General features: G+C 61.2%; 22 protein-coding genes and 4 pseudogenes. 23 read left to right on the top strand and 3 right to left on the bottom strand.

The annotated features are described in order from the left end of the window. Positions 1-85 precede the first annotated feature (85 nt). The 15 genes and pseudogenes from AC5V87_RS28530 (at position 86) to mdoH (ending at position 18,214) form a co-directional block, all read left to right on the top strand. Positions 86-2,062, top strand: coding sequence for a peptidase domain-containing ABC transporter (locus AC5V87_RS28530; RefSeq protein ID WP_495368466.1), 1,977 nt, complete (start codon positions 86-88; stop codon positions 2,060-2,062). A gap of 1,370 nt (positions 2,063-3,432) precedes the next feature. Then, positions 3,433-4,197 carry a Crp/Fnr family transcriptional regulator gene (locus AC5V87_RS28525; RefSeq protein WP_495368465.1) on the top strand — a complete coding sequence of 255 codons (765 nt, stop codon included), beginning with the start codon at positions 3,433-3,435 and terminating at the stop codon, positions 4,195-4,197. Between the two features lie 86 nt (positions 4,198-4,283). Beyond that, the gene (locus tag AC5V87_RS28520) at positions 4,284-4,460 is read left to right on the top strand and encodes an ATP-binding cassette domain-containing protein (protein WP_456837102.1); all 177 of its coding nucleotides are present in this window, start codon (positions 4,284-4,286) and stop codon (positions 4,458-4,460) included. A 596-nt stretch (positions 4,461-5,056) separates the two neighbouring features. Further along, positions 5,057-5,287 (top strand): response regulator, encoded by a 231-nt coding sequence (locus tag AC5V87_RS28515; protein WP_456837103.1) that lies wholly within the window; start codon positions 5,057-5,059, stop codon positions 5,285-5,287. Between the two features lie 595 nt (positions 5,288-5,882). After that, the gene (locus AC5V87_RS28510) at positions 5,883-6,035 is read left to right on the top strand and encodes a hypothetical protein (protein ID WP_456837104.1); all 153 of its coding nucleotides are present in this window, start codon (positions 5,883-5,885) and stop codon (positions 6,033-6,035) included. Positions 6,036-7,568: 1,533 nt separating this feature from the next. Further along, the gene (locus AC5V87_RS28505; RefSeq protein WP_495371961.1) at positions 7,569-7,907 is read left to right on the top strand and encodes a thermonuclease family protein; all 339 of its coding nucleotides are present in this window, start codon (positions 7,569-7,571) and stop codon (positions 7,905-7,907) included. A 134-nt stretch (positions 7,908-8,041) separates the two neighbouring features. Then, entirely contained in the window at positions 8,042-8,224 is a 183-nt protein-coding gene (locus AC5V87_RS28500; protein WP_456837106.1) for a hypothetical protein, read from the top strand. Between the two features lie 537 nt (positions 8,225-8,761). After that, positions 8,762-8,911, top strand: a pseudogene (locus tag AC5V87_RS28495) (ArdC-like ssDNA-binding domain-containing protein); the annotation flags it as partial. 183 nt (positions 8,912-9,094) lie between these two features. Next, a pseudogene (locus tag AC5V87_RS28490) lies at positions 9,095-10,258 on the top strand (strawberry notch-like NTP hydrolase domain-containing protein); the annotation flags it as partial. Positions 10,259-10,404: 146 nt separating this feature from the next. Continuing rightward, positions 10,405-11,466, top strand: coding sequence for a DUF7146 domain-containing protein (locus tag AC5V87_RS28485; protein WP_495368464.1), 1,062 nt, complete (start codon positions 10,405-10,407; stop codon positions 11,464-11,466). Between the two features lie 334 nt (positions 11,467-11,800). Then, positions 11,801-12,724: a DUF2493 domain-containing protein gene (locus AC5V87_RS28480; RefSeq protein WP_495368463.1), complete on the top strand. Its 924-nt coding sequence runs from the start codon at positions 11,801-11,803 to the stop codon at positions 12,722-12,724. 238 nt (positions 12,725-12,962) lie between these two features. Continuing rightward, the gene (locus AC5V87_RS28475; protein ID WP_495368462.1) at positions 12,963-13,301 is read left to right on the top strand and encodes a hypothetical protein; all 339 of its coding nucleotides are present in this window, start codon (positions 12,963-12,965) and stop codon (positions 13,299-13,301) included. A gap of 573 nt (positions 13,302-13,874) precedes the next feature. Continuing rightward, entirely contained in the window at positions 13,875-14,195 is a 321-nt protein-coding gene (locus AC5V87_RS28470; protein WP_495368461.1) for a DUF736 domain-containing protein, read from the top strand. Between the two features lie 405 nt (positions 14,196-14,600). Next, positions 14,601-16,106, top strand: a complete 1,506-nt coding sequence (locus AC5V87_RS28465) for a glucan biosynthesis protein G (protein ID WP_495368460.1) — start codon at positions 14,601-14,603, stop codon at positions 16,104-16,106. Next, the gene (mdoH, locus tag AC5V87_RS28460) at positions 16,094-18,214 is read left to right on the top strand and encodes a glucans biosynthesis glucosyltransferase MdoH (RefSeq protein ID WP_495368459.1); all 2,121 of its coding nucleotides are present in this window, start codon (positions 16,094-16,096) and stop codon (positions 18,212-18,214) included. The genes AC5V87_RS28465 and mdoH overlap by 13 nt, the downstream gene beginning before the upstream one ends. Positions 18,215-18,273: 59 nt before the next feature. On the opposite strand, the gene AC5V87_RS28455 is transcribed toward mdoH, so the two are convergent. Further along, positions 18,274-19,251 carry an ABC transporter substrate-binding protein gene (locus tag AC5V87_RS28455; protein ID WP_495368458.1) on the bottom strand — a complete coding sequence of 326 codons (978 nt, stop codon included), beginning with the start codon at positions 19,249-19,251 and terminating at the stop codon, positions 18,274-18,276. Between the two features lie 290 nt (positions 19,252-19,541). Here AC5V87_RS28455 and AC5V87_RS28450 point away from each other — a divergent pair, with 290 nt between their 5' ends. The 7 genes and pseudogenes from AC5V87_RS28450 to AC5V87_RS28420 form a co-directional block, all read left to right on the top strand. After that, positions 19,542-19,769: a hypothetical protein gene (locus AC5V87_RS28450; protein WP_495368457.1), complete on the top strand. Its 228-nt coding sequence runs from the start codon at positions 19,542-19,544 to the stop codon at positions 19,767-19,769. Positions 19,770-20,272: 503 nt separating this feature from the next. After that, positions 20,273-20,620: a DUF1236 domain-containing protein gene (locus tag AC5V87_RS28445; protein ID WP_495368456.1), complete on the top strand. Its 348-nt coding sequence runs from the start codon at positions 20,273-20,275 to the stop codon at positions 20,618-20,620. 89 nt (positions 20,621-20,709) lie between these two features. Next, complete coding sequence (locus tag AC5V87_RS28440) at positions 20,710-21,132, top strand: hypothetical protein (protein ID WP_495368455.1); 423 nt, start codon at positions 20,710-20,712, stop codon at positions 21,130-21,132. Positions 21,133-21,449: 317 nt separating this feature from the next. Then, positions 21,450-21,650 carry a hypothetical protein gene (locus AC5V87_RS28435; RefSeq protein ID WP_495368454.1) on the top strand — a complete coding sequence of 67 codons (201 nt, stop codon included), beginning with the start codon at positions 21,450-21,452 and terminating at the stop codon, positions 21,648-21,650. Between the two features lie 74 nt (positions 21,651-21,724). Beyond that, complete coding sequence (locus AC5V87_RS28430) at positions 21,725-22,069, top strand: hypothetical protein (protein ID WP_495371960.1); 345 nt, start codon at positions 21,725-21,727, stop codon at positions 22,067-22,069. Between the two features lie 445 nt (positions 22,070-22,514). Beyond that, positions 22,515-22,682: pseudogene (locus AC5V87_RS28425) on the top strand (glycosyltransferase family 4 protein); the annotation flags it as partial. After that, positions 22,665-23,009: pseudogene (locus tag AC5V87_RS28420) on the top strand (glycosyltransferase); the annotation flags it as partial. The pseudogenes AC5V87_RS28425 and AC5V87_RS28420, both read left to right, overlap by 18 nt. Before the next feature lie 106 nt (positions 23,010-23,115). On the opposite strand, the gene AC5V87_RS28415 reads toward AC5V87_RS28420, so the two are convergent. Together AC5V87_RS28415 and AC5V87_RS28410 are read right to left on the bottom strand one after the other, a co-directional pair. After that, complete coding sequence (locus tag AC5V87_RS28415; protein WP_495372041.1) at positions 23,116-23,295, bottom strand: hypothetical protein; 180 nt, start codon at positions 23,293-23,295, stop codon at positions 23,116-23,118. Between the two features lie 312 nt (positions 23,296-23,607). Next, a complete protein-coding gene (locus AC5V87_RS28410; protein ID WP_495368453.1) occupies positions 23,608-24,555 on the bottom strand; it encodes a class I SAM-dependent methyltransferase in 948 nt (315 codons plus the stop codon). A 300-nt stretch (positions 24,556-24,855) separates the two neighbouring features. Between AC5V87_RS28410 and AC5V87_RS28405 the strand changes: the two genes are divergently transcribed. After that, complete coding sequence (locus AC5V87_RS28405; RefSeq protein WP_495368452.1) at positions 24,856-26,265, top strand: alpha/beta fold hydrolase; 1,410 nt, start codon at positions 24,856-24,858, stop codon at positions 26,263-26,265. Positions 26,266-26,988: the final 723 nt, after the last annotated feature.

Raw genomic sequence — 26,988 nt, 5'->3', positions numbered from 1 at the left:
AATCGCGTGGCCTTGAGGGAAATTGGGCTGGAATGCGCGCGCGACTAGATCGGGACTAGCGCAGGAGAGTGGAACACAGAGCTGCTTGAAAAAAGGTGATCGAGATCGATCGCAAATCAGTTCAAGAGCGGGGCATCCGCTCTGGGTGATCGTTCGGCAGGGTGGTGTTTGCCCGCCGCTCAAGAGTCAGATGTTTGATGCCAGAGGGGACGTCGATCTCCTGGTCGTACTCAGGCTAGGATTCGCGTTCCTTCTCCTGATACGGGTCGCGTCAGCCGCGACACGCTCGTTCATTATTCTAATTCTGCAGAACACCTTGAGCTTTCAAATCGGCGCCCGCCTGTTTCATCATCTGGTGCGTTTGCCACTCTCATTCTTCGAAAAGCGGCACATCGGCGACATCCTTTCTCGCTTCAACTCGATCGAGCCGACCCGCAACGTGCTCGCGGAGGGACTGATCACGGGCTTGATCGACGGTCTCATGTCGGTGTTGATGCTGGCCTTGATGTTCACCTACAGCGTCCAGCGCGGACTTGTCGTCCTGCTCGCGTTCGCGCTGTATGCCGCCTTGCGGCTCGCACTTTTCAAAATGTTCCGACAAAGAAGCGAAGCGGCCATTCACAGTAAGGCAGACGAGAATTCCACCTTCATCGAAACCGTGCGTGCGGTACAAAGCCTAAAGTTGCTCAACCGAGAGAACGAACGGGAAAGCCAATGGCTGAACCGCTATGCTGCGTATATAAATGCCGTCGTGCGGCTTGGTCGCGCGAGGATCAGCTTCAAAGCGATGAACGACACGATCTTCGGCCTGGAAAACGTCATCACAATCTACCTCGCGGCTCGCCTCGCACTGGACAACCTCATCACGGTTGGGATGATATTCGCGTTTGTCAGCTACAAGCTGCAGTTCGCTGAGCGGACAGCGCTGCTGATAGAGAAGCTGGTGGATGTCCGCATTCTCGGATTGCATTTGGAGCGTCTCGCAGACATTGCGCTCACTCCGCTGGAGCGTGGGCACGATCGGGACCTGTCGTATCTCCGACAGATTCGCGGCGCGATCGAACTGCGCAGCGTGTGCTTCCGCTATGCAGAAGGAGAGTCTCTGATTCTTAGTAATGTCAATCTGTGCGTTGCTCCCGGACAATTCGTGACGATCATGGGACCGTCGGGCTGCGGCAAGTCAACTCTTGTCAAGATTATGCTTGGACTGCTCGAGCCAACGAGCGGAGAAGTTCTGATCGACGGCCTTCCGCTGGGCCAGATCGGACCGCGGGCTTATCGCGAGCAAATTGGCGCGGTGATGCAGGAGGATCAATTGCTATCAGGATCGATTGCCGACAATATCTGCTTTTTTGACACAACATTCGATCTGCAAGAGATGATCGAGTGCGCGCGGATTGCCGGCATTCACGACGACATCATGGCAATGCCGATGAGCTACAACAGCCTCATCGGTGACATGGGGAGCTCGTTGTCTAGCGGGCAGAAGCAGAGAGTACTGCTTGCGCGCGCGCTTTATCGCCGACCAAAGATCCTGTTTCTGGATGAGGGCACGGCACATCTCGACATCGAGAAGGAAAAAGAAATCAATGCGAATCTACGGCAGCTGAACATGACGCGGGTGAGCGTAGCGCACCGGCCCGAAATTACCGAGGGAGCGGATATGATCATCCATCTTACCTCGGCGAGTGAGCCGTCCCAAGTCAGGATTGCAAGCCCCAGCCCAGCGGCGGCTCCCGCGTGCGATGCTGGTTCCGCCAGGCTTGCCGTAGAGGGTGCAAGATCGGCCGAGGCCGCATCGGCCGGCGAGGGCCACGATGCCTGCTCCGATCACGGCCGCACGCGCGATAACGCGCATCATGCCGGGACGGACAACTACTCGACGGACAGCCGGTTGGACCACTCCAAGCATGTTGGTGGCGACGAGTGCCAGCCGCACCAAGACGGCAGCCAGCTAAAGAAGCACGATTGCACCACCGAGCCATCCGACCACCGCGGCAACGGCGGCGCCATTCGTAATCCGGGTGAAGCGCTAGCCAAGATCGACTTCTCGCGATATTGATCTCGGCCCGCATTGTCCTGGATCACTCGGTTGACCTACGGGGCGCGCTCCATTTCTGCGCGCGAAACGCCATCTCATTGGCACGGTCGGGTTACTCGGTCGGAGCAAAAACGGCCTCGCAACAATTCAGCATGCGGTTGCGCAGGGCCAAAGCTGCGCGAGGGTGCATCCAGATCGTCGGCTTTCGACTAGACACAACATGACAGCTACTACAGCAATTGGCCTGCGCCGGATGCCGGGAAGCAAGCGCGAGCGGCTATGCCTGGGTTCTCTTTCTTAGGTTGAAGCGATGGACGTGCATGAAAAGATAATCGATGATCCAATCGGCGACGGGCTGGGCGACCAAAGCCGCCGACCTAGCTCCACAACTAGATCATCCGCCTTGATGACCCGCAAGCTGCGGACGTAATAGCCCTGTCTCTGAACGGCTGACTTGATCTCGTCGCTGACTTTGAGAACTCCTTTTCTGCTCTTGCGCCACTTATTCCGAGAGCAAACAGCCGGTATTGCAGAGCCATTGGTTAGAACGAGCAACTCGCGCTTGTCATTGCGATAGACATCAAACACTTTGCGTCCCCGCTGCTCGTATGAGGCAAATATGAAAGAGTTTTCGGTCTTCTCAACGGACTAGCAGTATCTGGAATGGCTGTGCGGGTTGTAATCTGCAAACGCCCGCGCCCTTTGCTTCGCTGCGTTCCGGGTTGGGAACGAAGCGATGCAGCTCGAACCATCGACTGGGCGCGCGTCTAGCGCAGTTACTCCAGCGCGCCCGTGCACGGCATACGAGACATTGGTTCTCAGGCCCAGCCAGCCGCGCCAATGCGGCGTTGACGGATTGCGAATATTGGTGACTGGCGGTCCAGCCTGTGCGCTGCGGCGGTGGCATGCTCCCAGCGTATGAGCGTCATCTCGGTCCCAATTTCGCTGTTTGCGGATAACGGGGCTGGATAATTCAAGGAGGCAGCGGGCAGAGTATGGAACCAAGGAAATGGTTACATTGCCCCCGCTCGTCGCTGCGATGGGTTGCAAGCGTCGTGTTTATATCCATTCCGACAGCAGCGCGGTCCAGCGTGCATTGCGCTCGCTTTCGTTTCCTGTTTCATATTGGCCTCGAATGAACCCCATCTGGAGTTCCCTGCGCGCGCGCGTCGCAGCGTACGGTGTTACCAATACCTATTTTGCATTTGTGTACTCGGCCGCGGGCTTGCATCTAACTCTTGATTTGACGCGGACGGAAAATGTCGTCTTGCCAGGAGATTATCGTTGTCAGGTGAGAGTACTTGTCAGGGAAGTGGATCATCGTTTCGTCGCGAATCTAATCGCATGCTAAGGCTGTCCCCATTCCGCACCGTGCGAAATGAAGAAGGCGGATGCATCACGGCGGACCACTCGAAGTGACGCGCGCCGGCGGAATCGGCAACTGCCTTTTGGCAACGCTGCCGCCAACTGACTTCGATTTGCTGGCGCCCGCGCTGGAGACGGTCGCGCTCGATCAGGATGCGGTGATTTCGCGGGAGGGTGACCGAGTCGGCCACGTCTTATTCCCTCATAGCGGCGCCATCTCGCTGATGGTCGGCTTTGCCGACGGTCAGACTGCTGCTACCGCCGTAGTCGGGCGGGAGGGAGCAATAGGTACTCTATCCGTGTTTGGACCGGCACCTTCGGCGCTCACTGCGATCGTCCGTGCGGGAGGCCTCGCCTCGCGAATCCCGGCACCGCGATTTCACGCCGCATTTTGCCAGAGCTCCGCGATCCGGCACGCGATCCAGATTCACGTTAGGGCAATGCTGGTACAGCTTCAACGCGGAGGAGCCTGCAATGCTCTGCATCCGGTGCAGGCTCGGATGGCTCGCTGGCTTCTCCACATTCGCGATCGCATGGACGGCGATGTCCTCCCGCTCACCCAGGAGGCGCTGTCGCAAATACTCGGTGTGCGGCGGACAACGGTGACGTTACTGATGCGCAATCTGCGCGCCTCTGGAGCGATCAGATCTGATCGACGAGGCCACATAGAGATCGACCGATTGAAGCTCGTGGCGGCAGCGTGCGAATGTCACGGCACCATGCGTCTTGAACTTGAGGAGGTCTTCTCCCTGAATACGACCCGATCGTGCGTGACTGTGCCGTCTGTCTGAGGGTTAGCGGGCATGAACGATCGCGTGCTTGTGTTTGACGGCGTTGGCAGGACTTCTCGTCGCCGGCGCAGCGCACGCCGGTCAGAGTGCTGGACGGGATCAGCTTCAAGGCCGATCGGGGTAAGTTCATTGCGGTGATCGGGCCCAGCGCCTGTGGCAAGAGCACGTTGCTTCAAATGGCTGCCGGCGTGCTGTTTCCGACGCGCGGCTCGGTCCACCGTCGCGGCCACAAGGTGACGTCTGCAAGGGTCGACCTTGCCTGATCAGATCGGTCCGATAAACTGCTCTCCTGAACAGTCCTTGGGGGCGATGCCATGCGAGAATATCCGTCGTTCGCACATTTCTCGGTCGTGCTGAAGAAGTGCGGGCGAAGCCGCTGGAAATGGGCCGTTAACGCAGCAGCGGGACAAATTCTTATGTCAGGCTCGGAGCATACTCGAGCGGGAGCACGTTACAAAGCGGATCGCGCGCTCTTCTTGCTCCTTTGTTCTAGTGCACCCCATCGTTTCGAAGCGCGGGATGAAGGACATAACCTCTTTGATCGCGCCGCAACGATTATATCAGAGGCTCGCCGGCAGCGAGCCGAAAGTCGGGCAGCTATCGCAAAGCTGCGCCGGCCGAGGAACGCCCTCTTCGAAAACATTGAGAAACTGCGTTTGGCTCATCAGACACTTATTTCGGAGGCTGCGTCTGCACGACGTTCCATGTGGAGCTCTTCGGAGAAACTGACAAAAGTTGCACGCTATCGCCAGCCTATGGCGATCGAAGATCCTCCCGCAGATCTATGAAATCGATGAAAGCCTCGTTCCGCCAGCGGACCCGCAGCAAAATCACGCGGCAGTAATTGAGCGGGGCGCGTATGGCTTTGGTGTTTTTGGTGGAGGATGAAGTACTCATCCGTATGATGGTTGCCGACATGGTGATCGATCTTGGCCATACGGTCGCGGCCGAAGCTGGAGACTTGTCTTCGGCATTGGAGCACGCCAATAGCGCGGTTTTCGACGTGGCTGTGCTAGATGCAATGCTAGGCCGTGACAGCATTAAGCCTGTGGCGAAGGCTCTCGCAAATCGCAATAGCCCATTCGCATAATTGGCAAGTCACCGAATTCATCCTCGACGAAGTTTGATGCTTGTATCGATTGCCGACCCTCGACGCGGTAGTCCTTCCACTTGAATGTGACGCCCTGCCGGTCGCGCAAAGCCGACTACGTCTGGACAATATTGGCGCGGCTCATGTCGTTCGCAAAAGACCGCGGCATCATCTCTAGCGACCTCTGCGAGAGAGGCGGTCGCCTCTATGCAGCCGAGCGCAAAGACAAGATATGGTCGGAGCAGGACATCGCTGCGGTCCTGTCGGTCGCGTCGGCCGAGATCCAACTCGCCTTGATGCTGGCGTTGTGGAGCGGTCAACGGCAGGGCGACCTCTTGCGCCTGCCTGCTCGGCGTACGAGAGTCCGTACATCCGGCTGCGTCAATCGAAAGGCGGCCGGCGCCTCGCGATGCCGACCGGCGCCCCGTTGAGAGCACTGCTCGACGCGACCGACCGTCGGGGTCCCATCCTGACGAACACGCTAGGCCGGCCGTGGACGTCCGACGGCTTTCGCACGTCGTAGTCAAAGGCCTGCGAGCGCGCCGGCATCAGCCGTCTCACGTTTTATGACCTGCGTGGCACGGCCGTGGTTCGGTTGGCGATTGCTGACGCAAGCGTACCGCAGATCGCTGCAGTCACCGGCCACTCGAAGGACGTCGAAGCCATTCTCGACGCGCATTACTTGGGTGGCGATGTTCAGCTCGCCGAAGCTGCGGTGCTGAAACTCAAAGCGAGAACAAAACTGTAAAATGAGGCCGCCTTACCGCGTTGCGCCTGCTGCTAAGTGCTTGATTCATATGGTGGGCGCACCAGGGCTCGAACCTGGGACCCGCTGATTAAGAGTCACGTGATTTCCTTTAGCTAAGAGCGCTTATTCCGACAAACCGTCACTCAACCCGCATGAACGGTACGGTTATGGAGCTTCGATTGTCGGAATGACGTGGTCGATTTGAAGGGCGCCGTAAGCGCGCCGTTTTCGAACCCGTGACTTATGGCGACAGCCGAGTGCATGCGAGGGAAACTCGGTTGCTCCAAATGTGGAATTTGTCATTTTCGCACGTGCGCTTCGCGATGGTGCGCTCTCGTGAACGGCCTCGCTTTGCGCCTCGACCATGCGGCTTCGATCTCTCGTGCAAGGACCTTGCGGTGCTCCGCGCCGGAGGTACTGGGGAAAGGGGCTCGCCGGCGGCGATCGTTATCACTGCTCCGTTGCTGGGTACCTATTGAACCGGTCTCGTCGCTGCACTCGGACCCGCGTGCCCGTCGGGCCGCTATGCGAAGTGCGGCTTGACGAAGATCAGGTCGGAACATTACCGCTTGGCTGAGACCGACGCCATGGCAGACCGAACGCCGAATTTGCGGGCTACATGGCTCGCGGCGGCGACGACGCCGCGCTCTGCGAAACCGCTTGTTCGCAACGATCAGCGCGCAAATAGCCGCACGCATATTGCCGCAAACGGCAACCGCCTGTCCGACAGCGGCGCCCAGCCCGTCGTCCTGTTCGCTCGGCTCAGAGGTGGAGGACACGGTCCTGTTCGAGGTTGACCGTCGATGACGTGTGTTCTTATTGTGTTCTTATGGAGTCAAGCCGCCGTTTCGAGCCGCCCTGGACCTTAGTCCGGGAAAATTCTGAGTGCTACGTGGTCAGGGACTCCAACGGTGTAGCCCCTGCGTGGCTCTATTGCGATGATGCGCAGCGCTACAGCTTCGGCGTCGGCAAGTTTTCGTCGGAAGAGGCGCGCCGGATCGGCAAGACGACCGCGCGCATCCCCCAATTGATGATGCCGCGCCAAGGCTTTTATCGGCGTGGGGGCGGGCCGCGCTGGCGCGTAGCTCTGGAGGATCGCTATGCCGCGAGCACTGGGATGAGATCTACGCTCTCTGCAGGCTCAACAGCCCGCCCTTTAATGCAACTGTGAAGTCAGGCGACGGCGTTTGGAAGGTCTATGAGTTTACCTGGCGAATGGATGCGATCCTGTTCTGGAACAGTTTCGAGGGCAGATGGCTTCGTGGCACGGAGTTTCACTATCGCGAGCGGCAAGAGACCTGCCGGTGCTGAAGCTGCTTGAGAACTGGCCGAAATTCAACTCCCGCAGTCTTCGCTAATTCTGTTACTCAACGCCATGAGCGAACGCCGAGTCCTTATATTGACGCTGCTGCTATCGAACGTGGCGCTTGCCGACACTTTTGTCGGTCAGGCCAGCATCATCGATGGCGACACATTGGAAATCCGTGGAGCGCGGATCCGGCGGTACTGTAGACTGTCCTCACCGCGACACAGCTGAGTGCCTTCTGGAGCATCGACACCCCAAAGGCGGACGCTTACATTGCCGGTCGCCCCGTCAACTGTGTCCCGCTCAGCCTCGACCGCTATGGCCGCACGGTCGCGACCTGTTCGGTCGCGGGCAAGGATCTGGCGGAATGGCTTGTGCGCAATGATCTCGCGCTGGATTGGCCTCAATACTCGAAGGGCAGATATCACGAAGCCCAGCGCGAAGCTGAGCGCGCGGGCCAAGGGCTCTGGAAGGGCAGCTTCGTCGAACCGTGGCTCTATCGAGCATGCATCCGCGCCAGCGGAAATCCGTCCGCATGTTCGGACGATGCAAATGCCCATCCCTGAAGCGCCCCACTGCGGGGTGTCAATCCACAACGCGCGATGGCCGAGTACCGCACTCGGCCAGGTGGGTCTGGCGCGGTTTGGGCGACTCACGGTACCCATCATCCCCAACCGCCACACTGCACAATGGGAATGAAATGGTTGCAGCCAATCGTGAACTGCCGGCCTCTGGCTACGCACTTGAAGTGGACGGCCGATTCAAAGCCGAATTTGCAACCAGAGACGGCGCCAGGGCAGGTGGAGAAGAACTAAAGAAGCGTTTTCCCATGCTTCAAATCAGGATTTATGACGCGCAGACGCATGCGCGCGAGGAAATCTAGATCGTCGGACTGGCGGATTTTCCGTTTCGCGCGTGCCGCTTCCGCCGCACCGGGCTCTCGTGAACCGAGCCGCTTTGCGTCTCGGCCATACGGCTTCGATCCCTCGCGCAAGGAGATGCGGAGCTCCTCGCCGGGGGCACTCGGGAAAGGGGCTCGCCTGCAGCGATCGCTATCACTGCCCCGTTCCCGGGCGCCCTCTTAACCGGTCTCGTCGCTGCACTCGGTCCCGCGTGCCGCCTTCGGCGTCGCTATGCTCACGCTCCTGCGGGTGCCATTTCGCGTTGAGGCGATGCGCCTTTGGCGCACGCCTGGTCGGGCCTGCGGTCCTAAGGCACCTTAAGGCCAAGTCGCGGCGAATCGAAGACGGAGCGCGTCGCAGATTCTGCATTCTGTCAATTGTGTGCGTGCAGCGCTCTCGCAAATCACGCGGCGTCGACTAGCCCTGAAGAGGCTGAGAGTAAGAGGTTCGGCAGGATGTTGCCGCAACGGGTTGCAGGCTGCGAGAGAGGCTCGTGGCGCCCGTCGCGGACACCCGCGATGTCCAGACACTATGCTCGGGCGCGCACCGGTGGGGACCGGACAAGCCTTTACCACGAAATCACCAACAAGATCATCGCTGAACTTGAGGACGGCCGAGTGCCGTGGGTGCAGCCCTGGGGCACCGCGACGGTGAAGACGTCGTTGAGTGACACAGGGCGGGATCGCTTCCGGCCGTCCCGCAGTTGCTGGGGGACCGGCGTAACGCCGGGCCCCATTTTTATGGGCGAGTGCTGAGAGGGAGAGGGTGGGCGGGAAGGGTTTGAATCGCCGTGGTCTTAAGGAGAGCGCCGCGCGGTTCGACCTGCTCCTGCTCTCCCGAGAAATCCTGTCATGACCGAATCTCTCGCGTGCGGCGCCGCCGCCGCGCCGCTTTCGATGCGTGCCGCTGCAAGTCTCACCTCTGCCGCCGTCAGGGCCGCCCGACAGCTTTTGATCGATATCGAACACGGCTGCCGCATCGATGCCGCCGTCCTGCGCGGCGCCATGGAAGCTGCATTTGGTGCCTCCGACGCGGCAGGCGGCTGGAATTGGAAGACCGCCTATGACGTCTGCGAGGCGGCAACCGTTCTCTTTCTTCGCAAGTTCGGCCCAGCCAAGCGCGCCAAGGCAAGCTCGACGGCCGCCATGCTGCCGTTGCTCGCGAGAATCGGAACCTGTCTGCCGACGCATACGCGGCCTTCCGAGGACATCCAGGCGTTTCAGCAATTCTCGACGCCGATCTCGCTTGGACTGGCCGCATGCACCGCAGCCGATACTACGACTGCCGACGGCGTTCTGGAGCCCTCCGTGGGGACCGGCTTGCTCGCCATCTTAGCCGAGCTCGCGGGCGGCTCTCTGATGTTGAACGAGTTGGCCGAAAGCCGCGCGGCGTTGCTGGATCATTTGTTTGTCAACGTCGAGGTTACGCGGTTCGACGCCGCGCAGATCAACGATCACCTCGAGGCCAGCGATGTGCGGAGCGTCGTCCTGATGAACCCGCCGTTCTCCGCGGTGGCGAATGCGCAGCGCGACTGGTCCGCGCTCGGAATGGAGCGGTTGCTGGTCACACCTCTGTCCCGGTTTCGCAAGGGCACTCCGATCCGGCTTTCGGAAGGCATCCTATTTACCACCTACGCCACGCTACGGACCGACGAGCGTGGCGAAACGCTTTCGCGTGTCAGACAGATCGTTGAATGGTTGGGCTCGGACTTCGGCGGAGTGATCGTCTTCGACGAGAGCCACGCCATGCAGAATGCGGTCGGAGGCGGGGGCGAGCGCGGCGACCAAGCGGCCTCTCAGCAGGGGCGCGCGGGCTTGAGGCTTCAGCACGGCTTGCCGAATGCACGCGTGGTTTATGTGTCGGCGACGGGGCTCAACACGGTTTATAACCTCGCTTATACCCAACGCCTCGGTCTTTGGGGCGGCGCCGACTTCCCGTTCGCCACAGGCGTCGAGTTCGTCGAAGCGATCGAGCAGGGCGGCGTCGCGGCCATGGAGGTGCTGGCGCGCGACCTCACGATGCGCGACCGTCTCCGGCCTTACGGCCTCTTCGGGGAGATCACTGCGCATGTTCGTGGCCACGGATGCCGGCGGCGTCGAGACCCTTTCGAAGGTGCTCGACACTTATCCGTCGCCCGCATCAGTGAGCGGGAGGCGGCGTGATGTCCCGCGAGCCTCCCGAACTGGCACGCCGCCTCGCGCGCGAGGCCGAGGCGGTGTGCCGACACTATCTCTCCAATGGCAAGCGGGCGGGTCGGTATTGGGTGGTCGGCGACGTCCACAACACGCCGGGCCGCTCGTTGTTCGTGCGTCTCCAGGAAACGCCGAAGGGCGCCGCCGGCAAGTGGACCGATGCTGCAACCGGCGAACATGGCGATCTCCTCGACGTCATCCGCGAGAGTCTGACGTTGCGAGACTTTCGCAAGGTCGCCGAGGAGGCGAGGCGGTTTCTGAAACTGCCTCGTCTGGAGCCGCAGTTGGCTCCGAAACCCGTTCATCCAGGTGTAGTGGCCGGATCGCAGCAAGCTGCCCGTCGGCTCTTTGCAATATCCAGCCGAATCGAAGGGACGCTAGCCGAGACGTACTTGCAGCGCCGGGGGATAACCCGCATCAACCATGGTGGCAGCTTGCGCTTCCATCCTCGTTGCTACTATCGACCGGACGAGCATTCGCCGACAGAAACCTGGCCGGCGATGATAGCCTCCGTCACGGGCCGCGATGGACAGATCACTGGCGTACACCGCACCTGGCTTGATCCAGACGGCTTTGATCGCGTGCGGCTCGGCAAGGCTCCGATCGAGACGCCGCGACGCGCCATGGGAAACTTGCTCGGCAACGCCGTTCGTTTCGGTGTGGTCGATGACGTGCTCGGCGCCGGCGAGGGGATCGAGACCATGCTGTCACTTCGTTACGCGTTGCCGACCTTGCCGATGGCGGCTGCGCTTTCGGCTAATCACCTCGCAGCCATGTTGCTGCCGTCTGGCCTGCGTCGGCTCTACATCGCCCGCGATAACGATGCTGCCGGAGATGCCGTACAGGCTATCCTTACCAAGCGCGCTGAAGCCATCGGCATTGAAGCGATCCCGCTGTCGCCTCGACTGGGCGACTTCAACGAAGATCTGCATATCTTCGGGATTGATGCTCTCCGCGCACGCCTGCGGCTTCAACTCGTACCAGAGGACGTCGCGCGCTTCCTGCATTGTCCGGCGCTCGCCGCGGAATAGCCCTGGCGCTTCGACCGGCTTCGAGATCGGTCGGGCCGAGGTCAATGCCGGGAGAGACGCGACCACGGCCTTCTAGAGGGCGATCGGACGGCAAGCGGCTCGGGCCGGCAATGGCTGCGTTCGGCTATTTTCCGCCGCGCGCCGGAGACGCGAAGGCACATAAGCCATCTGGGGAGCGCGCTTTGCATCGCGAAGCAAAATAGCCGGTCTTCGCCATCCTTCGCTGCGCTCGGCCCTCCGCTCTGCTCCGGGTTCTGGCCCGTTCCGCCTGCCGTCTGAGTGATCGCCACGAAGGCCGCGATGGTCGCGGTCAATCCGGCAAAGGACCTCCCCGATGACCGACCACGACGATATTGAACCGCCGTACGCGATATCTCCGACCGACCACGCTATCACCGAATTGCAGCTCTTCGGGTACCGCCCGTTCGACGAGCAGCCCGATCCACGGCCGCTTCCCGACGGCAAAATCGTTGCTGGCGCGGTTATTGACATCTTTGATGCCCTGGTCGCGGCGTTGAGCGACACTCGGCTCGAGCCGGACCTCGACGATCTGCTCTGGTCGACTGTCAACCTGTTCCATCGTGCCGTCGACCGCATCGAACGCCAACTCGACGACAACGAACTGGCGCAGCAGAAGAGCCAGCGCGAGCAGGACGGCTCCGAAGTTCGATCAGTCGAACTTGAGCGCGTGACTGCGGAAGGCATCACACTGATCGAGCGCCGCAATTGCCTGGAGCTCTTCCGCGACCAAGCCATCGAGCGCTTTGAGACTCAAACCGGCACATTCTGGCGCCCCCGATCAGGATCGCTGGTGAGCCACCGCACGCTGACCGCAGCTATGATTGACTCTCGCGACTTCATCTCGGCCAAGCGTCGCGCCGAGACCGAGGTCCTGTTGCCGTCAGGGCCAAAGATCGCACTCACCGGCGGGCTCGATTTCAACGACCACCACCTGATCTGGGATCGTCTCGATAAGGTTCACGCCAAGCATCCCGACATGGTCCTGCTCCATGGCGGCTCGCCGAAAGGGGCCGAACTGATCGCCTCCAAATGGGCGACGACCCGCAAGGTGCCCCAGATCGCTTTCAAGCCCGACTGGACGAAGCATGCCAAGGCAGCGCCCTTCAAGCGCAACGATGCCATGCTCGAACTCCTGCCGATCGGCGTCATGCACTTCCCGGGCACGGGAATCCAGGACAATCTCGCCGACAAGGCAAGGCGGCTCGGCATTCCCGTCTGGAGGTTCGGCGGCGCGTGAGCGCCGTCTCCTCGACTCCGAGCCATCGGGGCGAAATTGCTCACGCCGCAACTCCGGCTCCTTACTCATATCCAGAGTTGCGCCGTCGTGGTGGTGGAAGGCGCGACTGGTCGATATGTGAAGATGGAGCCACCACCATGCTCACCCTTGGGCTTGTTCTCAAGACACTCGGCATCGGCCTATTCTGCTGGGCGATTTTCGCGCTCGCAGTGTATGCCCTGTCGCACTGAGTAGCGGGATGGCGGCGTTTCAGAGCGGCGCCGGCCTCGTTGGCGCGCTGCTTATCGCAACGGCCGGCGGTGCGCTGACGCTCGTCCTCGGCCAGGTCGCCGTCGGTATTACCCGGTCATTGCTCTTGCGCATCGCGATCGCGACGGCATTCGCTGTTCCCGCTGCCGCCGCTGGCTATCACATGGTGTTCGCCCTGTCCCAGATCGGGGGGCCTTCGCTGGCTTGGCGTGAGGTCTTCGCTTGCCTAGGCGCGGTTTGCATTGGCGTCACGTCATGGACGCGCTTGATGGTTTTGGCGGAGCCCCGCCCGTTGGAGCCGGGCGGGGTGGTGGAGAAGGTGTCCTAACCGCTTCTTACGGCCGCATTGGCCGAGTGATGACCGTTTCCCGCCTTCATCGAACAGGTTCGCGTAGATCAGCGCGGCGAACGGGAGATGATCGAAACCTGAGCGCGGGAGAGGCCGTCCTCCTCGGAACTCCTCGACCAAGCTGCCGGCAAGGTCTGGTCCACGCAACCGCGCCAGAGCGATCCTATCTCGATCGGTTCTTGAGAGACGATGCCGCCCTTTGCAGCAGATTGTTTCTCTTCGCGCGCTGAATCGTTCCGACCTCTTGTTCATCAAAACCGAGATAGCCATGCTTCTCCAGAGATTGTGGTTCAGCACGCGGACGCACGTGGCCTCGTTGATGGCGTGATCTGGCCGAAGACCGGCTTCGCCTCGATCGTCCGAGCCGCAACGCCGTTGATGCGACTTTCTTCCCCTGGGCTTCGCCCATTCCTCGCGAGACAAGAAAGTCGCTCCAACGGCGTCCTCCGCTGCGCTCCGGCCCGAGCGGGTGCGTCGCCGATCGTCCTCGGCGTTCAGATCGCCATCGAGGCCGCGGTGGTCGCGGGCTCGAAACACAACAGGAGAAGTGACATGGCTAACATCGGTTCTTTCAAGAAGGTCGGCAACGATTTCCAGGGCGAGATCGTCACCCTGAGCCTGCAAACCAAGGGCGTCCGCATCGTCGCCGAGACGAACCGATCGAACGACAACGCTCCCAGCCACCGTATCTATGTGGGCCGGGCGGAGATCGGGGCAGCCTGGTCGAAGCGTTCCGAGGAGGGCCGCGACTACCTCTCGCTCAAGCTCGATGATCCCTCGTTCAACGCTCCGATCTACGCGAACCTGTTCGATGACGAGGGCGGTGAAGGCTACACCCTTCTGTGGTCGCGGCCGCGCAAGAACGGCGAGTAAGATCGCACTACCAAGCCCCGTCCGGTCCGTCGGGCGGGGTTTCTTAAAAGCCTACCTATAGCGTAACGCCACTTCCCAGCTGCCTGGCCCACCTGCGAAACTGCGCTCTGTCTCTCGGAGATCCGCTCATCGGCTCAGATTTGCTCAGTCTGAGTTTTTCGCGTTGTGACCCTTAGCATTGCGAGAGCTTTCCCTGTCCTAGGTGTCATTTGATCCATTGCTCGACATCCGCACCGCCGGAGAGCCACACACGGCTTCCTAACGTCGAACAGCACTAACGCCGCCTCGGCTGCCGGCCTCTTGAATCCCAAACTCCAGCCAGCCTTCGGCCAATGGTGGCGGCCAATGGAACTCGCAGACGCGCTGGCCGTTGCTTGGCCGCGGCAGCAGTAGCGAGGAGTGCACGTGAACCGACGCCAGCTTGTTCGAGGGTCGGCGGTGCTGCCGGCGTTGCTGCTCGCTTCACGGAGCGGCTTCGCCGCCGCGCCCGACAATGCGTTCGGCCCGTCCACCGTCAGGGATCTAGCCCGTGCGCTGGCAGCCAAGCCGTTCGAGGCGCCGGACGAGAGCCTGCCTGGCGGGTTGAAGGGCCTTGACTACGATCAGTATCGTTCGATCCGCTTTTTGCCGGAGCGTGCGCTCTGGCACGGCAAAAATCTTCCCTTCGAGGCGCAGTTTTTTCATCGCGGCTTTTTCTACAAGAACAGAGTAAACGTCTTCGAAGTCTCCGAGGGAAAGGCCGCAGAGCTCAAGTACCGCAAAGCGGACTTTTCCTTCGGCGAGAAGGTCCCGGCGTTCGAGGACAGCGATCTTGGGTTCGCGGGCTTCCGCATCCATGCGCCCATGAACCGTCCCGACTATTACGACGAGGTATGCGTCTTCCTCGGGGCGAGCTATTTCCGCGCTGTGGCCAAGGGGCAGACGTACGGGCTCTCCGCGCGGGGGCTTTCGATCGATACCGGCGAAGCCAAGGGCGAGGAATTTCCGCTGTTCAAAGCCTTCTGGCTCGAGCGGCCGGCTCCGGGCGCGACCTCGATGGTCATCCATGCTTTGCTCGACAGCAAGAGCTGCGCAGCGAGCTATCGATTTACGGTGCGACCTGGGGACACCACGGTGTTCGACGTCGAAATGTTTGTCTATCCGCGGGTCGAAATGCAGCGGGCCGGTCTCGGGCCGATGACCAGCATGTTCTTCTACGGTCCGAACGATCGCAATGACATCGACGATTTCCGTCCGTCAGTCCACGATTCGGACGGGCTTGCGATCTTCAACGGCAAGGGCGAAAGCCTTTGGCGGCCGCTCAGCAACCCCCGCGATCTCCAGGTCAGCACCTTTCAGGATCTCAATCCGCGCGGCTTCGGCTTGATGCAGCGAGAGAGAAACTTCTTCGCCTACCAGGACATCGAATCCAGCTTCGAAAAGCGCCCCAGCTTGTGGATGGAGCCGATCGGCGATTGGGGCGAAGGCGGGGTCGTATTATTCGAGATTCCGACCAAGGAGGAGGTTCACGACAACATCGCCGCATTTTGGCGGCCGAAGAATCCGCTGCAGGCCAAGCGCGAACATAACTACACCTATCGACTGCACTGGGGACCTGATAGCCCGAAGCCGCATTCGCTGGCCCGCTTCACGCGAAGCGGAATAGGGGCGAGGGGCGAAGACGCCCGCCTCTTCGTCCTCGATCTGGTCGGCGACAACCTCAACGGCATCGATCCTGCCGGCGTCAAAGGCGTCGTCACGGCGGAGAAGTCCGAGGTGAAGAACATCGTCACGCAGCCCAATCCCTACACCGGCGGTTGGCGGCTGAGCTTCCAGTGCCCGGTGAAGGGAGAGCCGATCGAGCTGCGGGCGTTTCTGACCGAGGGCGACAAGCCCTTGTCGGAAATCTGGGTCTACCGATGGGCACCCTGAACACGGCGCCGCGGCCGGTCGCCGGCGATATCGCGACGCAGCGCCTGCTGCCGCGCGAGTCGCCCCTCACAATGGCTCCTGGCGACCTCGGAAAGAACCGGGTCCCCGATCGCGTTCCTGCGCCGGTTGCGCCCGCAATGGCCTGGCGACGCGGTCTCATTCTGCTCTCGACGGCGGCGCTCACGGGAGCGGGCGGCTATGAGATGTATCGAGTGCTGGAGGTGGGAGGCGTCACCGTCCTCGAAGCCATGGTGCTGGCACTCTTTCTGGTCCTGCTGGCCTGGGTCGCCTTCTCGTTCGCATCCGCGCTGGCCGGCTTCTTCGTGCTGCTGGCCTATCGTTCGGGCGCCTTCGCGCCAGACGCGGAGTTGCCTGCGATCGCAAGCCGCACCGCCATGCTGCTTCCCACCTACAACGAGGACCCCCACCGATTGACAGCCCGGCTGCGCGCGATCATCGAGTCCTTGGAAGCGACAAACCATGGAGAGCTGTTCGACTGGTACGTCCTGAGCGACAGCACTGATCCGGACATCTGGGTCGCCGAAGAAAAGGCGCTCCTCGCGTTACGACAGGCTGTGGGGACGCCACGGCTGTATTATCGTCACCGTGCCAACAACATAGCTCGGAAAGCTGGCAATATCTCCGAGTGGATCACGCGCTTCGGCGCCGTGTACGACTTCATGATCGTGCTCGACGCCGACAGTCTCATGAGCGGGCAGACCATCGTCCGATTGGTCCATGCTATCGAGACCAACCGGAGCGCCGGGCTCGTCCAGACGGTTCCCATGATCGTCAACGCGCGAAGTCTGTTCAGCCGCGTGCAGCAATTCGCGGGCCGGCTGTACGGTCCGATGATCGCAGCCGGCGTGGCCTGGTGGCACGGCTCCGAGGGCAATTACTGGGGACACAACGCGATCATCCGGGTCAAGGCGTTTGCCGAAGCGGCGGCGCTGCCGCAGCTTCGGGGGCGCAAGCCGTTCGGCGGGCACATCCTTAGCCACGATTTCGTCGAGGCTGCGCTGATGCGGCGGGCCGGGTGGGGCATCTACATGCTGCCAATGCTCGGCGGCAGCTACGAAGAGGTGCCGCCATCGCTGCTCGACTTCGCGGCGCGCGACCGGCGCTGGTGTCAGGGGAATCTTCAGCATCTCGCCGTGGTCCCTGCGCGGGGGCTTCACTGGGTCTCGCGGCTGCATTTCATGGTGGGCATCGGGGCCTATCTGACAGCGCCGCTGTGGCTCGTATTCCTGCTGCTGGGGATGCTGATCTCGCTGCAGGCGCGCTTCGTGCGGCCGGAGTATTTTCCCAAGGGTTTCTCGTTGTTTCCGACCTGGCCCGCCCAGGATCCTGTGCTCGCCATCTGGGTGTTCGGCGCTACCATGGGGCTGCTGCTTTTGCCGAAGCTGCTCAGCCTCGCCCTCGTTTGGATGCTAGGCTCGGAGCGACGTCGATTTGGCGGCGCATTGCGAACCTCGGCCGGAGTTTTCGCCGAGATCGTCCTATCCGCGCTGATGGCGCCCGTGATGATGATCTTTCAGTCCATCGCGGTCGTCGAGATTCTGGCCGGCCGCGATGCCGGCTGGCAGACGCAAAGGCGGGACGACGGCACGGTGGAGCGCCGGGAGCTCTATCGGAAATACGGCATCCCGACCTTATGCGGCGTTGCGATGGCGGCAAGCGCCTACGCAGTTTCGGTACCCCTTCTGCTCTGGATGTCGCCGGTCATCGTGGGGCTGCTGTTCGCGGTTCCTATTGGGGCGCTGACGGCCAGGCCCGCGCCCGGCAAACTGTTTGCCACCCCTGAAGACCGAGAGCCGCCTTCGGTCTTGCGCCGGGCCAACGAATTAAGTGCGGCGGCGGAGGCCGGCATTAAACCTGCGTTGGTGCAGCTGCGTGGAGATCCCGCGCTCCTAGCCTTTCACCTGGCTCAGCTGCCGCCTCCTCGCCCCGTCAGGCCCGACACCGTCGACGCCAACCTGGCGGTCGGCCGTGCCAAGGTCGATGCGAGCGATACCTTCCAGGAAGCCGCAGCGCATCTGTCCTCGCGGGAAGTCCTCTCTATTTTGAACGACGGTTCGGCGCTCTCGACCGTACTGCAGAAGCGATGAGAGTTTGGCCTTGAGGGGCGGTTCGAACAACTAGCGAAAAGATCGGCTGGTATAGGCGATCATTCGATCAGTTCGTCTGCTTCGATCAGAATGGATGGAGGTACCGCGAGGCCGAGTGTCTTTGCCGTTTTGGTGTTGATGACCAGTTCGAACTTCGTCGGCCGCGAAACCGGAAGCTCGTCGGGTTTCGCGCCTCTAAGCATCTTCCCGGCGTACGCGCCTAACTGGCGATAGGTGTCGGAAAGGCTGGCGCCATAGCTCATGAGACCCCCTCCAGCCGGAAATTCCCGGATATGGAAAATGCCCGGCAGACGATCCCGGGACGAGAGCGTCAGGATTTGCTCGCGCCGGCTGTCGAAGAACGGATCGTTCTGCACGACGAGACCCGAGATGCCTGCCTTGACTAGCTCCGCAAAACTGGCATCGATTTCGGGCTCGGTGCTCGCTTGCTGGACCTGGAGCTCGCGTCCGAGTGTGCGGGCGGCGGCTGTTATGGATCGCTTGTGTTCTTCGGCCGCCTCGGCGCCGAAGCGCGGGTTCACAAGCAGTCCGAGCACGCGGGCCGCAGGGACCATCGAGCACAGGAGCGCAAGTCGCTTTCCTCCCAAATCGCCGGTGAAGAAGTTGACGCCGGTCGCCATTCCGGGGCGGTTCATGCTCGTCACGAGGCCGGCTTGCACGGGATCTTCGCCGACCACGAAGACCATCGGGACCGGAAAATTCGCCGCCTTCGCGGCCTTCGCCGCGGGATCGCCGGCCGCCACCACCAACGAAGGTCGCCTATCGCGCAGATCGGCGGCGAGCGGGGGCAACTGGCCGTAATCGCCCTTCGCCCAGCGATACTCGACGACGACATTGCGGCCCTCGACGTACCCCATCTCTTCGAGCCCGCGCCGAAAGGCATTCGTGTGCGTTTTGGCTTCCTCCGGCGAGCGAGTGCTCAGGAATCCGACGACAGGTTGACCCTGCTGCGCACGAGCGATTGCCGGTACGCCAGCGGCGGCGGCAAGCCCTTGGATGAAATCGCGCCTTCGCACTGTTCCCTCCGTTCTTCGAGCTAATCTACACATTCTGCATGTCGCGCGCAGAGATTTTGGATGGCAGCGAGACCGGCGCCGCAGCGATAAAGGCGAGAACTCGCGGGACCGGAACGGAGGCTCGTTTTCGAACCCGAAGGTGTTCATCACTGTTTGCACGATGAGTGTCGAAGCACAGCAGAACCGACGCTGACGGCGGCGATCGGCTTCGGGTGGCCATCAAGCGCTGGGAACAAATCCTATCACGGTCCGCTTGATGCCGGGCGCAATCCCGCGCGGGAGGATTTTCAGTGAAGAAGCTCGGATGGACGACGGCAGTATTGACTATGTCGATGCTCGGCGGCGCGGAGGTCGCTTCGGCAAGACTGGGCATGGCGCCGACGGCTATGCAGGACGAAAACGTGATCCAAGTGAAGGGCGGTCATGGTCACGGGGGAGGTCACCGCGGATGGCATGGCAATCGCGGCCACCACTACGGATGGTACATCGGTCGCGGCAACCGACGCCACCACCACTGAGGTTCGCCAGTGGCATCCGCCGGTACTCCGGCGGCTGTCCACCGTCCCTTGCGTCACTGAGCCAGCAAATCCTGCGTCCCCGCGGAGGTCGGAAGAGCGTGGCGGCGACGATGCGCTCATTCGATCAGCTCGTCGGCGGAGGCCAGCATTGCATCTGGAACGGTCAATCCAAGGGGGCAGGCTGGCCTCCCGCTGGGCCGTGAGCCAACCTATCCGGAAAAGCCTGGAGGCCGCACGCACCTGCCTTCGGGCCGTGATAGCGGAGGCTGCCGCGGCGGCGATGAAGGTGCATCGTTTCACTGATCTCTCCACCATTGCTGCACCCAGTCTAGCATCGGTCCATTTCGGCCGGCGCTCAAGGGGCGCCATCCTCGGATTATGCGCCGACAGTCCGTCCCGACGCCTGCAGCCGACGGGAAAACTCGGCAATCGTCCTGCAACTGCGGAACCTTGCCATCATCCGCGGGTTCTTGCAGGCCGCATCCTGCGGACAGGAGATTTCGATGAAGAAGCTGATGCTGACGTGCGCGACCGCCGCGCTGATCTCGACGGGCGCCATGGCGCAGTCCACTGTCGTCACGACCACCACCGGCACCGGGCATGCCGCCGCCGTGCAGATCGAGCCGGAATACCGCACCAAGATCCGCACCTACGTCACCGAGCACAAGGTTCGTCCTGTGGAGAGCCGCGAGAAGATCGTCATCGGTCAGCCCGTGCCGCGCGAAGTCGAGCTCGAGGCGGTGCCTGCCGATTGGGGGCCGTCGCTCTCCAAGTACCGCTATGTCTACTCGGGCGAACGCGTGATGCTGATCGATCCGTCGACCCGCACGGTCGTCCAGGAGATCGACTAAGCCTTCCTGGCGGGTCGCTGAAAGCAGCGGGCCGCCACCCCATCCGGCCCTCGGCCGATACCCGACTTCTCATTTGCGAGCGGCCGTTCATGCCGATCATTCGTTATTTCGTCTTCGTCGGCGCCCTGCTGCTGGCGCTGCTCTTCGCTGCGGACCGGTATCTGCCAGCGCCGGTTGAGCAGGTCGGCCCGTCCGAGCCGGACAGGACCATTATCCGAATCGCCTCAGCGAGGAGCCTTCCGGAGAAGATCGTGTTCGACACGCGTCCGCGTGCCGACTTGCCGACAATTGCGCAGGCCGATCCGCTCCCTGAAGAACCCCAGCAAAAAGTACGCGAAGCCATGGCCGCAATGCCTGTAGCTACGGCCGCTGAGGTGAAGAAAGAGACGCCTGTGCGCGCGCCCGCAGCGGCTCGCCCGCATCCGAAGCGCTCGGCAAAGCTGCAGAAAAGGATGCCCGACCGGCGTCTCGCCTTCGAGCGGGCCGATCCATTTTCCGGCGGATTGTGGTGACGAAAGGCTGTTGCGTGACGCAACGCAAAAGGCTGCGCCTTTAATCGCGCGGCCCCGCTGCTTGCGGATCGACAGCTCTCACCAGTGCCGGTAGTGCCGGACCCGGCAGCGAGTGGGCGATGGATGCTCGGCGCCAGGGCTGCTTCACTCCGAAGCATCGAGCTTGGACCACACACGAAAGTTCAGATTGGGCTCAGTTCATGCTGCGCCGCGGAAGTTCGAGAAATTTCGCTCGCCTGATGGGGTGACGTTAACATCGTTGAATTCGCCGCGAAGCGTTCTGCCATACGCTAACTCTTTTTGCATTGGGGGTTCCCATGTTCGATACGACCACGACCGCGCTCTTGCGCGCCGTTTTCGACGAGGTCTGCGAAGACGTCTCGCGCTATGAGACGGGAGCACGCACCCACGTGGCCTCAAGGATTCTGGAAGCGGCTACAAACGGGGACACCTCGCCCGAGAGGCTGAAGCAGGTCGGACGCGAAGCCCTTCACGAAGCTCCGACGATGTGGCGGTAGGCGGAGGAAGGCGGGGTAACTTCCAGTTCACTGTGCTCAAGATCCTGGTGAGCTATCCCGACGGGTTCGCCGTCATGGCAGACCTCAAGCGCGATATGGCCATTCTGGCGACGAGCGGGCGCCACTGGGCCGAGCGGACCAAGCGCCTCGCCGCTCGCGCGGAGCTCGATATCTTCTCGCAAGGATTGGTCGAGCGTCTGAATGGCGGATGGCGCATCACGGAGAAGGGTCGCGCCGTGCTCGAATTGATGGAAGCAAGGCCTGCCGAGATACGGACGGAGATCGCTGCACCCGCAGCTGAGTCTTCAGCCTCAGCGCCGGCGACGTCCCCGTTTCTTGCCGCCGGGCGCTCTGGCAGAAGCCATCGCCTGCAGCGCCGTCGTGCGGCACGCGAGCTGGTCCGTGTCAAAGCGTGCTGAATGCACGTTCTCGGCTGACTTCGCTTGACCGGGAAAAACCGGAAACTTTGCCGATGGTCCTGAGTTGCCAGCGATTGGATCGGTCGCTGTGGAGCGTGAAGATGGTCGACGACGTCGTCTTGAAGAATGCCACGGAGACCGCCTGGACAGTTTACCGGGCGCGCCACCCCGACGTGGTCCGACAGGACAGCCGGCGCTGCCTACTCGAACGCCACCTGCAGAAAAGAGCGGAAGAGCGAGAGAGGCGATACCGAAGAACTCGCCGGCTTCGGGATTGTCTACCTGCACCGACTCTCCCGAGGCGAATGCTGACGAGCATTAAAATGCTCGTCGTGCGCGCAGCTCGTGGAAGCACAAGGCCCCTTTTTGGACGCTGCTCGCGATCTCGTTTCTCATCTCCGCCGTCGTCGTGATCGGCTTGCGGATCGTCTTTGGTGGCTGATCGATGCGCATCGCCCAGCTTGCCCCCTTGGCCGAGAGCGTTCCTCCAAAGCTGTATGGTGGCACGGAGCGGGTGATCGCCTGGCTGGTGGATGAGCTGGTCGAACTCGGACATGACGTCACGCTGTTCGCAAGCGGAGATTCGAAGACCAGGATCGAGGCGATGGCGTGCGGGACGCCCGTGATCGCCTACCGCTCCGGATCCGTGCTCGAAAGTCGGGAGAACGGCGTCACCGGCTTCATCGTGGACGGCGAGGAGCAGGCGATCGAGGCGATCAAGAAAGCCGTCCGCTTGGATCGAAGAAAGGTCCGCGCCCGATTCGAGGAACGCTTTGTCGCGAGCCGGATGGCCAGGGAGTACGAAGACCGATATCGTGAGCTGGTCGCTCAGGTGAGGCCGGTCGGGGACATCGTTCGCGGGATAGTCGAAACGAAAGGCGGCCCGCCCGGCGTACCGGACGAGCCGTTCGTCGCAAATCTGTTCGCTCGGTGCACGTGAACCAGGAAATAGCCGACGCCGCCCACAACGAGCACAGCGGTAACGGCCCACAAAATCAAGACAGGCATGTCTCCTCCAATAGCTTGTCAGAATAGCCGCCGAGCGATTACTGCTCGGTGCAGACCTTGGTGGTCTTCACGGCTGACTCGGCTTCCGTCTTGTTCTTGTAGACGCCGTTGCCCACGACCGTCGTTGTGGCGGTCGTCGGCTTGGTGTCGACCACGGTGGGGTGCGCCATGACGAAGGCGAGATCCTTCGAGATCGGGGTGGACTGCCTTGCAATCATCGCGGCTGACGCCAAGGGCGTCAAACGACCGCCAGCAGACTGGACATCGAAGCTTCCGCTGCTAAACGTTCTGCGCCGCCGAGAAGACCTTCATCACTACACAGATGCGCTAGATTGGCGGGCATGCCCGAATGCCCGCTTCTCACCCCTTAGGTTTCTGCTCAGCATGGCAGTAATTGAGGCCACACCGGACGTGCGGAGAACGCGACCAGACCGACGCGAATGTGAAGTGGCGGACCTAGCTCAGTGCGCCGCCATGTCTGCTTCCTGAAGGTGGCCCTAACAAGGCCATGCAAGCTGCCGAAAGCGACATCAGTGCCACGCTTGCCGGTGTCCGCTGATGCGCGGTCCCTTACCCACGCGCGCCAGGGCTATGTGCAAGCTGGCAGACGGTTGACTGAGCGTGGTGCTGGCCCGGTAGCGGTCCCACATTGCCTTTCCGTCGAGATTTTCAACCAGCTCAAGCCCAACAGAGGCGAGATCGCTGATAATTTCATTGGGATCAAAGCCAGAAATCCAGGGTTCGCCGATTGACGCCACCACTTTGGCGTTCTCGTTCTGAGTGCACTGCGTTCTTTTGGGGGCGAACTCGCTTTGGTCGACGTAGGTGAACACAAGCTCGCTTCCCTGAGCGCCGCAAGTCGCTACCGCACGCAGAGTTGCCAAATTGGCCTTCCGCGTCAGGTACACCGTAACGCCAAGCCAAGAGAAGAATGCTGGTTCGTCCATTCGGAACGCCGAGCGAGCCAATACCGTTGCTAGATCCTCATTCGTGAGGTCGGCACCGATAAAATGTACGGACGGCGAAATCGAGATGCCGCATTCCTTAATACGTTGAACCTTCATGGCTTGCGTCGCCGGATGGTCTATTTCGAAGATTCTTAGAGCGTCGGAAAACGGGGGACGGCGAAGCGCGAAGCTGTCGAATCCGGCACCAATCAGGACATACTGACGTATACCCCTGATTGTCGCCTCCCTCAGGGCATCCTCTGCGTAGCGAGATCGGATTACTACTCCCGGGAAGGCGGCGTTGCTCACTAGAAAATCGTCCAGGACGCAACCTGGTGTCCGCATTGCGCGCGCGCGCGCGTCCGAATCCATGCGTGCCAAAATCCGCTGGATCATTCCTTCGCGCTCGACTTCGGGAACGAGCCGATCGCCCCAGGGATCGTCCAGCAGAGGAGAAGGGTCGGTGCGCGAATGCAACGCTCGCATTAGCGATGTCACCAAAGCCGTACGGCTGGGCAATGACTGCACCATAGATCGTCCCCTAGCAGGGCTTGCCCGCCGGCCGCGGACTTTAGTTGCACGGTAGAATTGCCGGCGATTTGGGAATTTGGCCGAGAGACTAACCCGAAAATGGAATGTTCGAGTTCTGTTTTTTGCCGACACCCAGAGGCTCAGCCTTCCTCGCATGGGGAACCCAGACTCCCCCGACCGTGAGACTCGACGCAGTTGACGCCCAAAGCGGATACGCCCGGCCGGCGCCTAACGAGGGTTTTTTACTGGCGCCGTTTCACTGCATATGATCTGCTTGAGCCAGGTGACGGAGGAAACTTCGTGGTTCACGCGAGCGTCGAGCGCCGGCTGGCGGCAATTTTGGCGGCTGACGTAGCCGGCTATTCACGGCTTATGGGCGATGACGAAGAAGGCACTCTTGCTGGATTGAAGGCGCACCGTCGGGAGCTGGTCGACCACAAGCTCAAGTCGCACCGCGGGCGTCTTATCAAAACGACCGGTGACGGAATGCTCGTGGAGTTTTCGAGCGCCGTTGAAGCGGTGAAGTGTGCAGTCGAGGTCCAGCGCGGGATGGTCACGAGGAACGCGAGTATCCCTCCTGATCGACGTATCGAATTCCGTGTAGGGATAAATGTCGGGGACATCATTGAGGATGAGGGCGATATCTTTGGAGACGGCGTCAACGTCGCCGCGCGGCTCGAAGGCATGGCGGTGCGGGGCGGCATCTGCATTTCCCGACAGGTCCTTGATCAGATCGATGGTAAGCTGAAGCTGCCCTTTCGCGAGCTGGGCCGGCAAAACCTCAAGAACATCGCACGACCGATCGAAGTCTATGCCATCGATCTGGACAAGAACGGATCGCCCGCGGCGCGTGTCCTGTCCGGGGCAAATCTCAAACAGACCATCCGCTATTGCAGGGCCACCGATGGAGTGCGGTTGGCCTATGCGAAGGTCGGAAGTGGACCAGGCTTATTGAAATCGGCCCATTGGCTTGGCCACCTTGAGTACGATTGGGACCTCCCACTCTACCGAGATTTTCTGCTCGGGCTTGCTTCGTCATTTACGCTCGTCCGCTACGATGCTCGCGGCAACGGCCTCTCGGACTGGGATGTAGGCGAGCTCTCGCTTGACGCATGGGTCAAGGACATGGAAAGCGTGGCCGACGCGGCCGGGCTGGACAAGTTTCCGCTTCTCGGGTTCTCGCAGGGCTGCGCCGTTTCGATTGCATTTGCGGTCCGGCATCCGGAGCGCGTAACGCACCTGATCCTCTATGGCGGGTTTGCTGTCGGCGCCAACAAAAATCCCACTCTTTCGGCCGCCGATCAGGAGCGGTTTGCGGCAATGAAAACGCTGATGAAGCTGGGGTGGGGCGCGGATGAGCCAACCTTCCGGCAGCTTTTTACATCCTCCATGTTACCGAGTGCCACCAAAGAACAGGTCGACGCATTTAATGAACTTCAGCGTCTCAGCGCCTCGGCCGAGTCCGCCGTACGTTACCTCGAAACGGTAGCCAATTTCGACGTCCGACCTCTCCTCAAGCAAGTTAAAGTCCCTACGCTCGTGATGCATGTTCGAGACGACCGCAGGGTTCCGATCTCTTTGGGTCGAGATATGGCCGCGGAAATTCCCGGCGCCAGATTCGTCGCGCTGCCCGGTCAAAATCATATGTTGCTCTCGCAGGATCCTGGCGCACCCATTTTCCAGGAGGAGCTGCGAAATTTTTTACTGTAGCTTCTTTGTGCGGAGCGGCGTGCTGCTTATCGTTCACTGGCGGCCCGTGAACGTCCCTTTCGTCTCTTCGGGGCAGCCAACCCTGCGGCCGTGGCGTCCGAAGCTGCGGGTCGACCCGACTTGGGCGAGACCCGATTACGCCGGCGCCAAGACGACAAATTTCCTGCGGGGCTTGATCGTATACGTCTGGTCTTTTGTAGGGCAAATTCTGATGTTGTCATGTGCCACACGCTGCTGATCTGTCACCGAGCCTGGAGATGGCGTAGCCGATGAAGGCCACAGAATATGAGACGCTAATTGCGAAGGAGATGGCAAGCCGATCTGTTACAATGGCGTCCTGGTCCGGCATGTAGGTGCGCGCTCCTGCACGACAACGTCGAGACCCTTCTCGCGTTGTTGCCGGTCCCCCGCACGCTGCTCGAGTGTTTTTGCAATCCGCAAGTTAATCCCGATCCGACGCCTGCACCTTTCTCGTCTCAGGTTCTTCGATTGATGGAAGGTGTTGGGTTGGCGGCTGCGCTAGTGTTTCCCTCAGTGCAAATTTGCGACGGCTATCTCGCCTCCTTAACGGGTCAGCAGAGTTGCCATGACTCTGGTTCGATCGATAATCCCACCCTGTTATTAGGCAACGCCTCGTCTAGGCTGCGCTGGAGTCTCTTCACCAGATACGGCTTGCAGCCGTACGTCGGAATGGAACGACCGCTGTTATACGGTCATTGTCGG

Source organism: Bradyrhizobium sp. SOJA106, from assembly GCF_059448745.1.
This window is presented reverse-complemented; position numbering and strand designations above follow the sequence as displayed.

Coding starts and splice junctions, on each gene's coding strand:
- AC5V87_RS28415 (WP_495372041.1), bottom strand. CDS start 23,295: ATGATTGCAAGGCAGTCCACCCCGATCTCGAAGGATCTCGCCTTCGTC.
- AC5V87_RS28525 (WP_495368465.1), top strand. CDS start 3,433: ATGCATCACGGCGGACCACTCGAAGTGACGCGCGCCGGCGGAATCGGC.
- AC5V87_RS28500 (WP_456837106.1), top strand. CDS start 8,042: ATGGTTGCAGCCAATCGTGAACTGCCGGCCTCTGGCTACGCACTTGAA.
- AC5V87_RS28470 (WP_495368461.1), top strand. CDS start 13,875: ATGGCTAACATCGGTTCTTTCAAGAAGGTCGGCAACGATTTCCAGGGC.
- AC5V87_RS28515 (WP_456837103.1), top strand. CDS start 5,057: ATGGCTTTGGTGTTTTTGGTGGAGGATGAAGTACTCATCCGTATGATG.
- AC5V87_RS28440 (WP_495368455.1), top strand. CDS start 20,710: ATGCCGATCATTCGTTATTTCGTCTTCGTCGGCGCCCTGCTGCTGGCG.
- AC5V87_RS28445 (WP_495368456.1), top strand. CDS start 20,273: ATGAAGAAGCTGATGCTGACGTGCGCGACCGCCGCGCTGATCTCGACG.
- AC5V87_RS28435 (WP_495368454.1), top strand. CDS start 21,450: ATGTTCGATACGACCACGACCGCGCTCTTGCGCGCCGTTTTCGACGAG.
- AC5V87_RS28475 (WP_495368462.1), top strand. CDS start 12,963: ATGGCGGCGTTTCAGAGCGGCGCCGGCCTCGTTGGCGCGCTGCTTATC.
- AC5V87_RS28430 (WP_495371960.1), top strand. CDS start 21,725: ATGGCAGACCTCAAGCGCGATATGGCCATTCTGGCGACGAGCGGGCGC.
- AC5V87_RS28410 (WP_495368453.1), bottom strand. CDS start 24,555: ATGGTGCAGTCATTGCCCAGCCGTACGGCTTTGGTGACATCGCTAATG.
- mdoH (WP_495368459.1), top strand. CDS start 16,094: ATGGGCACCCTGAACACGGCGCCGCGGCCGGTCGCCGGCGATATCGCG.
- AC5V87_RS28485 (WP_495368464.1), top strand. CDS start 10,405: ATGTCCCGCGAGCCTCCCGAACTGGCACGCCGCCTCGCGCGCGAGGCC.
- AC5V87_RS28480 (WP_495368463.1), top strand. CDS start 11,801: ATGACCGACCACGACGATATTGAACCGCCGTACGCGATATCTCCGACC.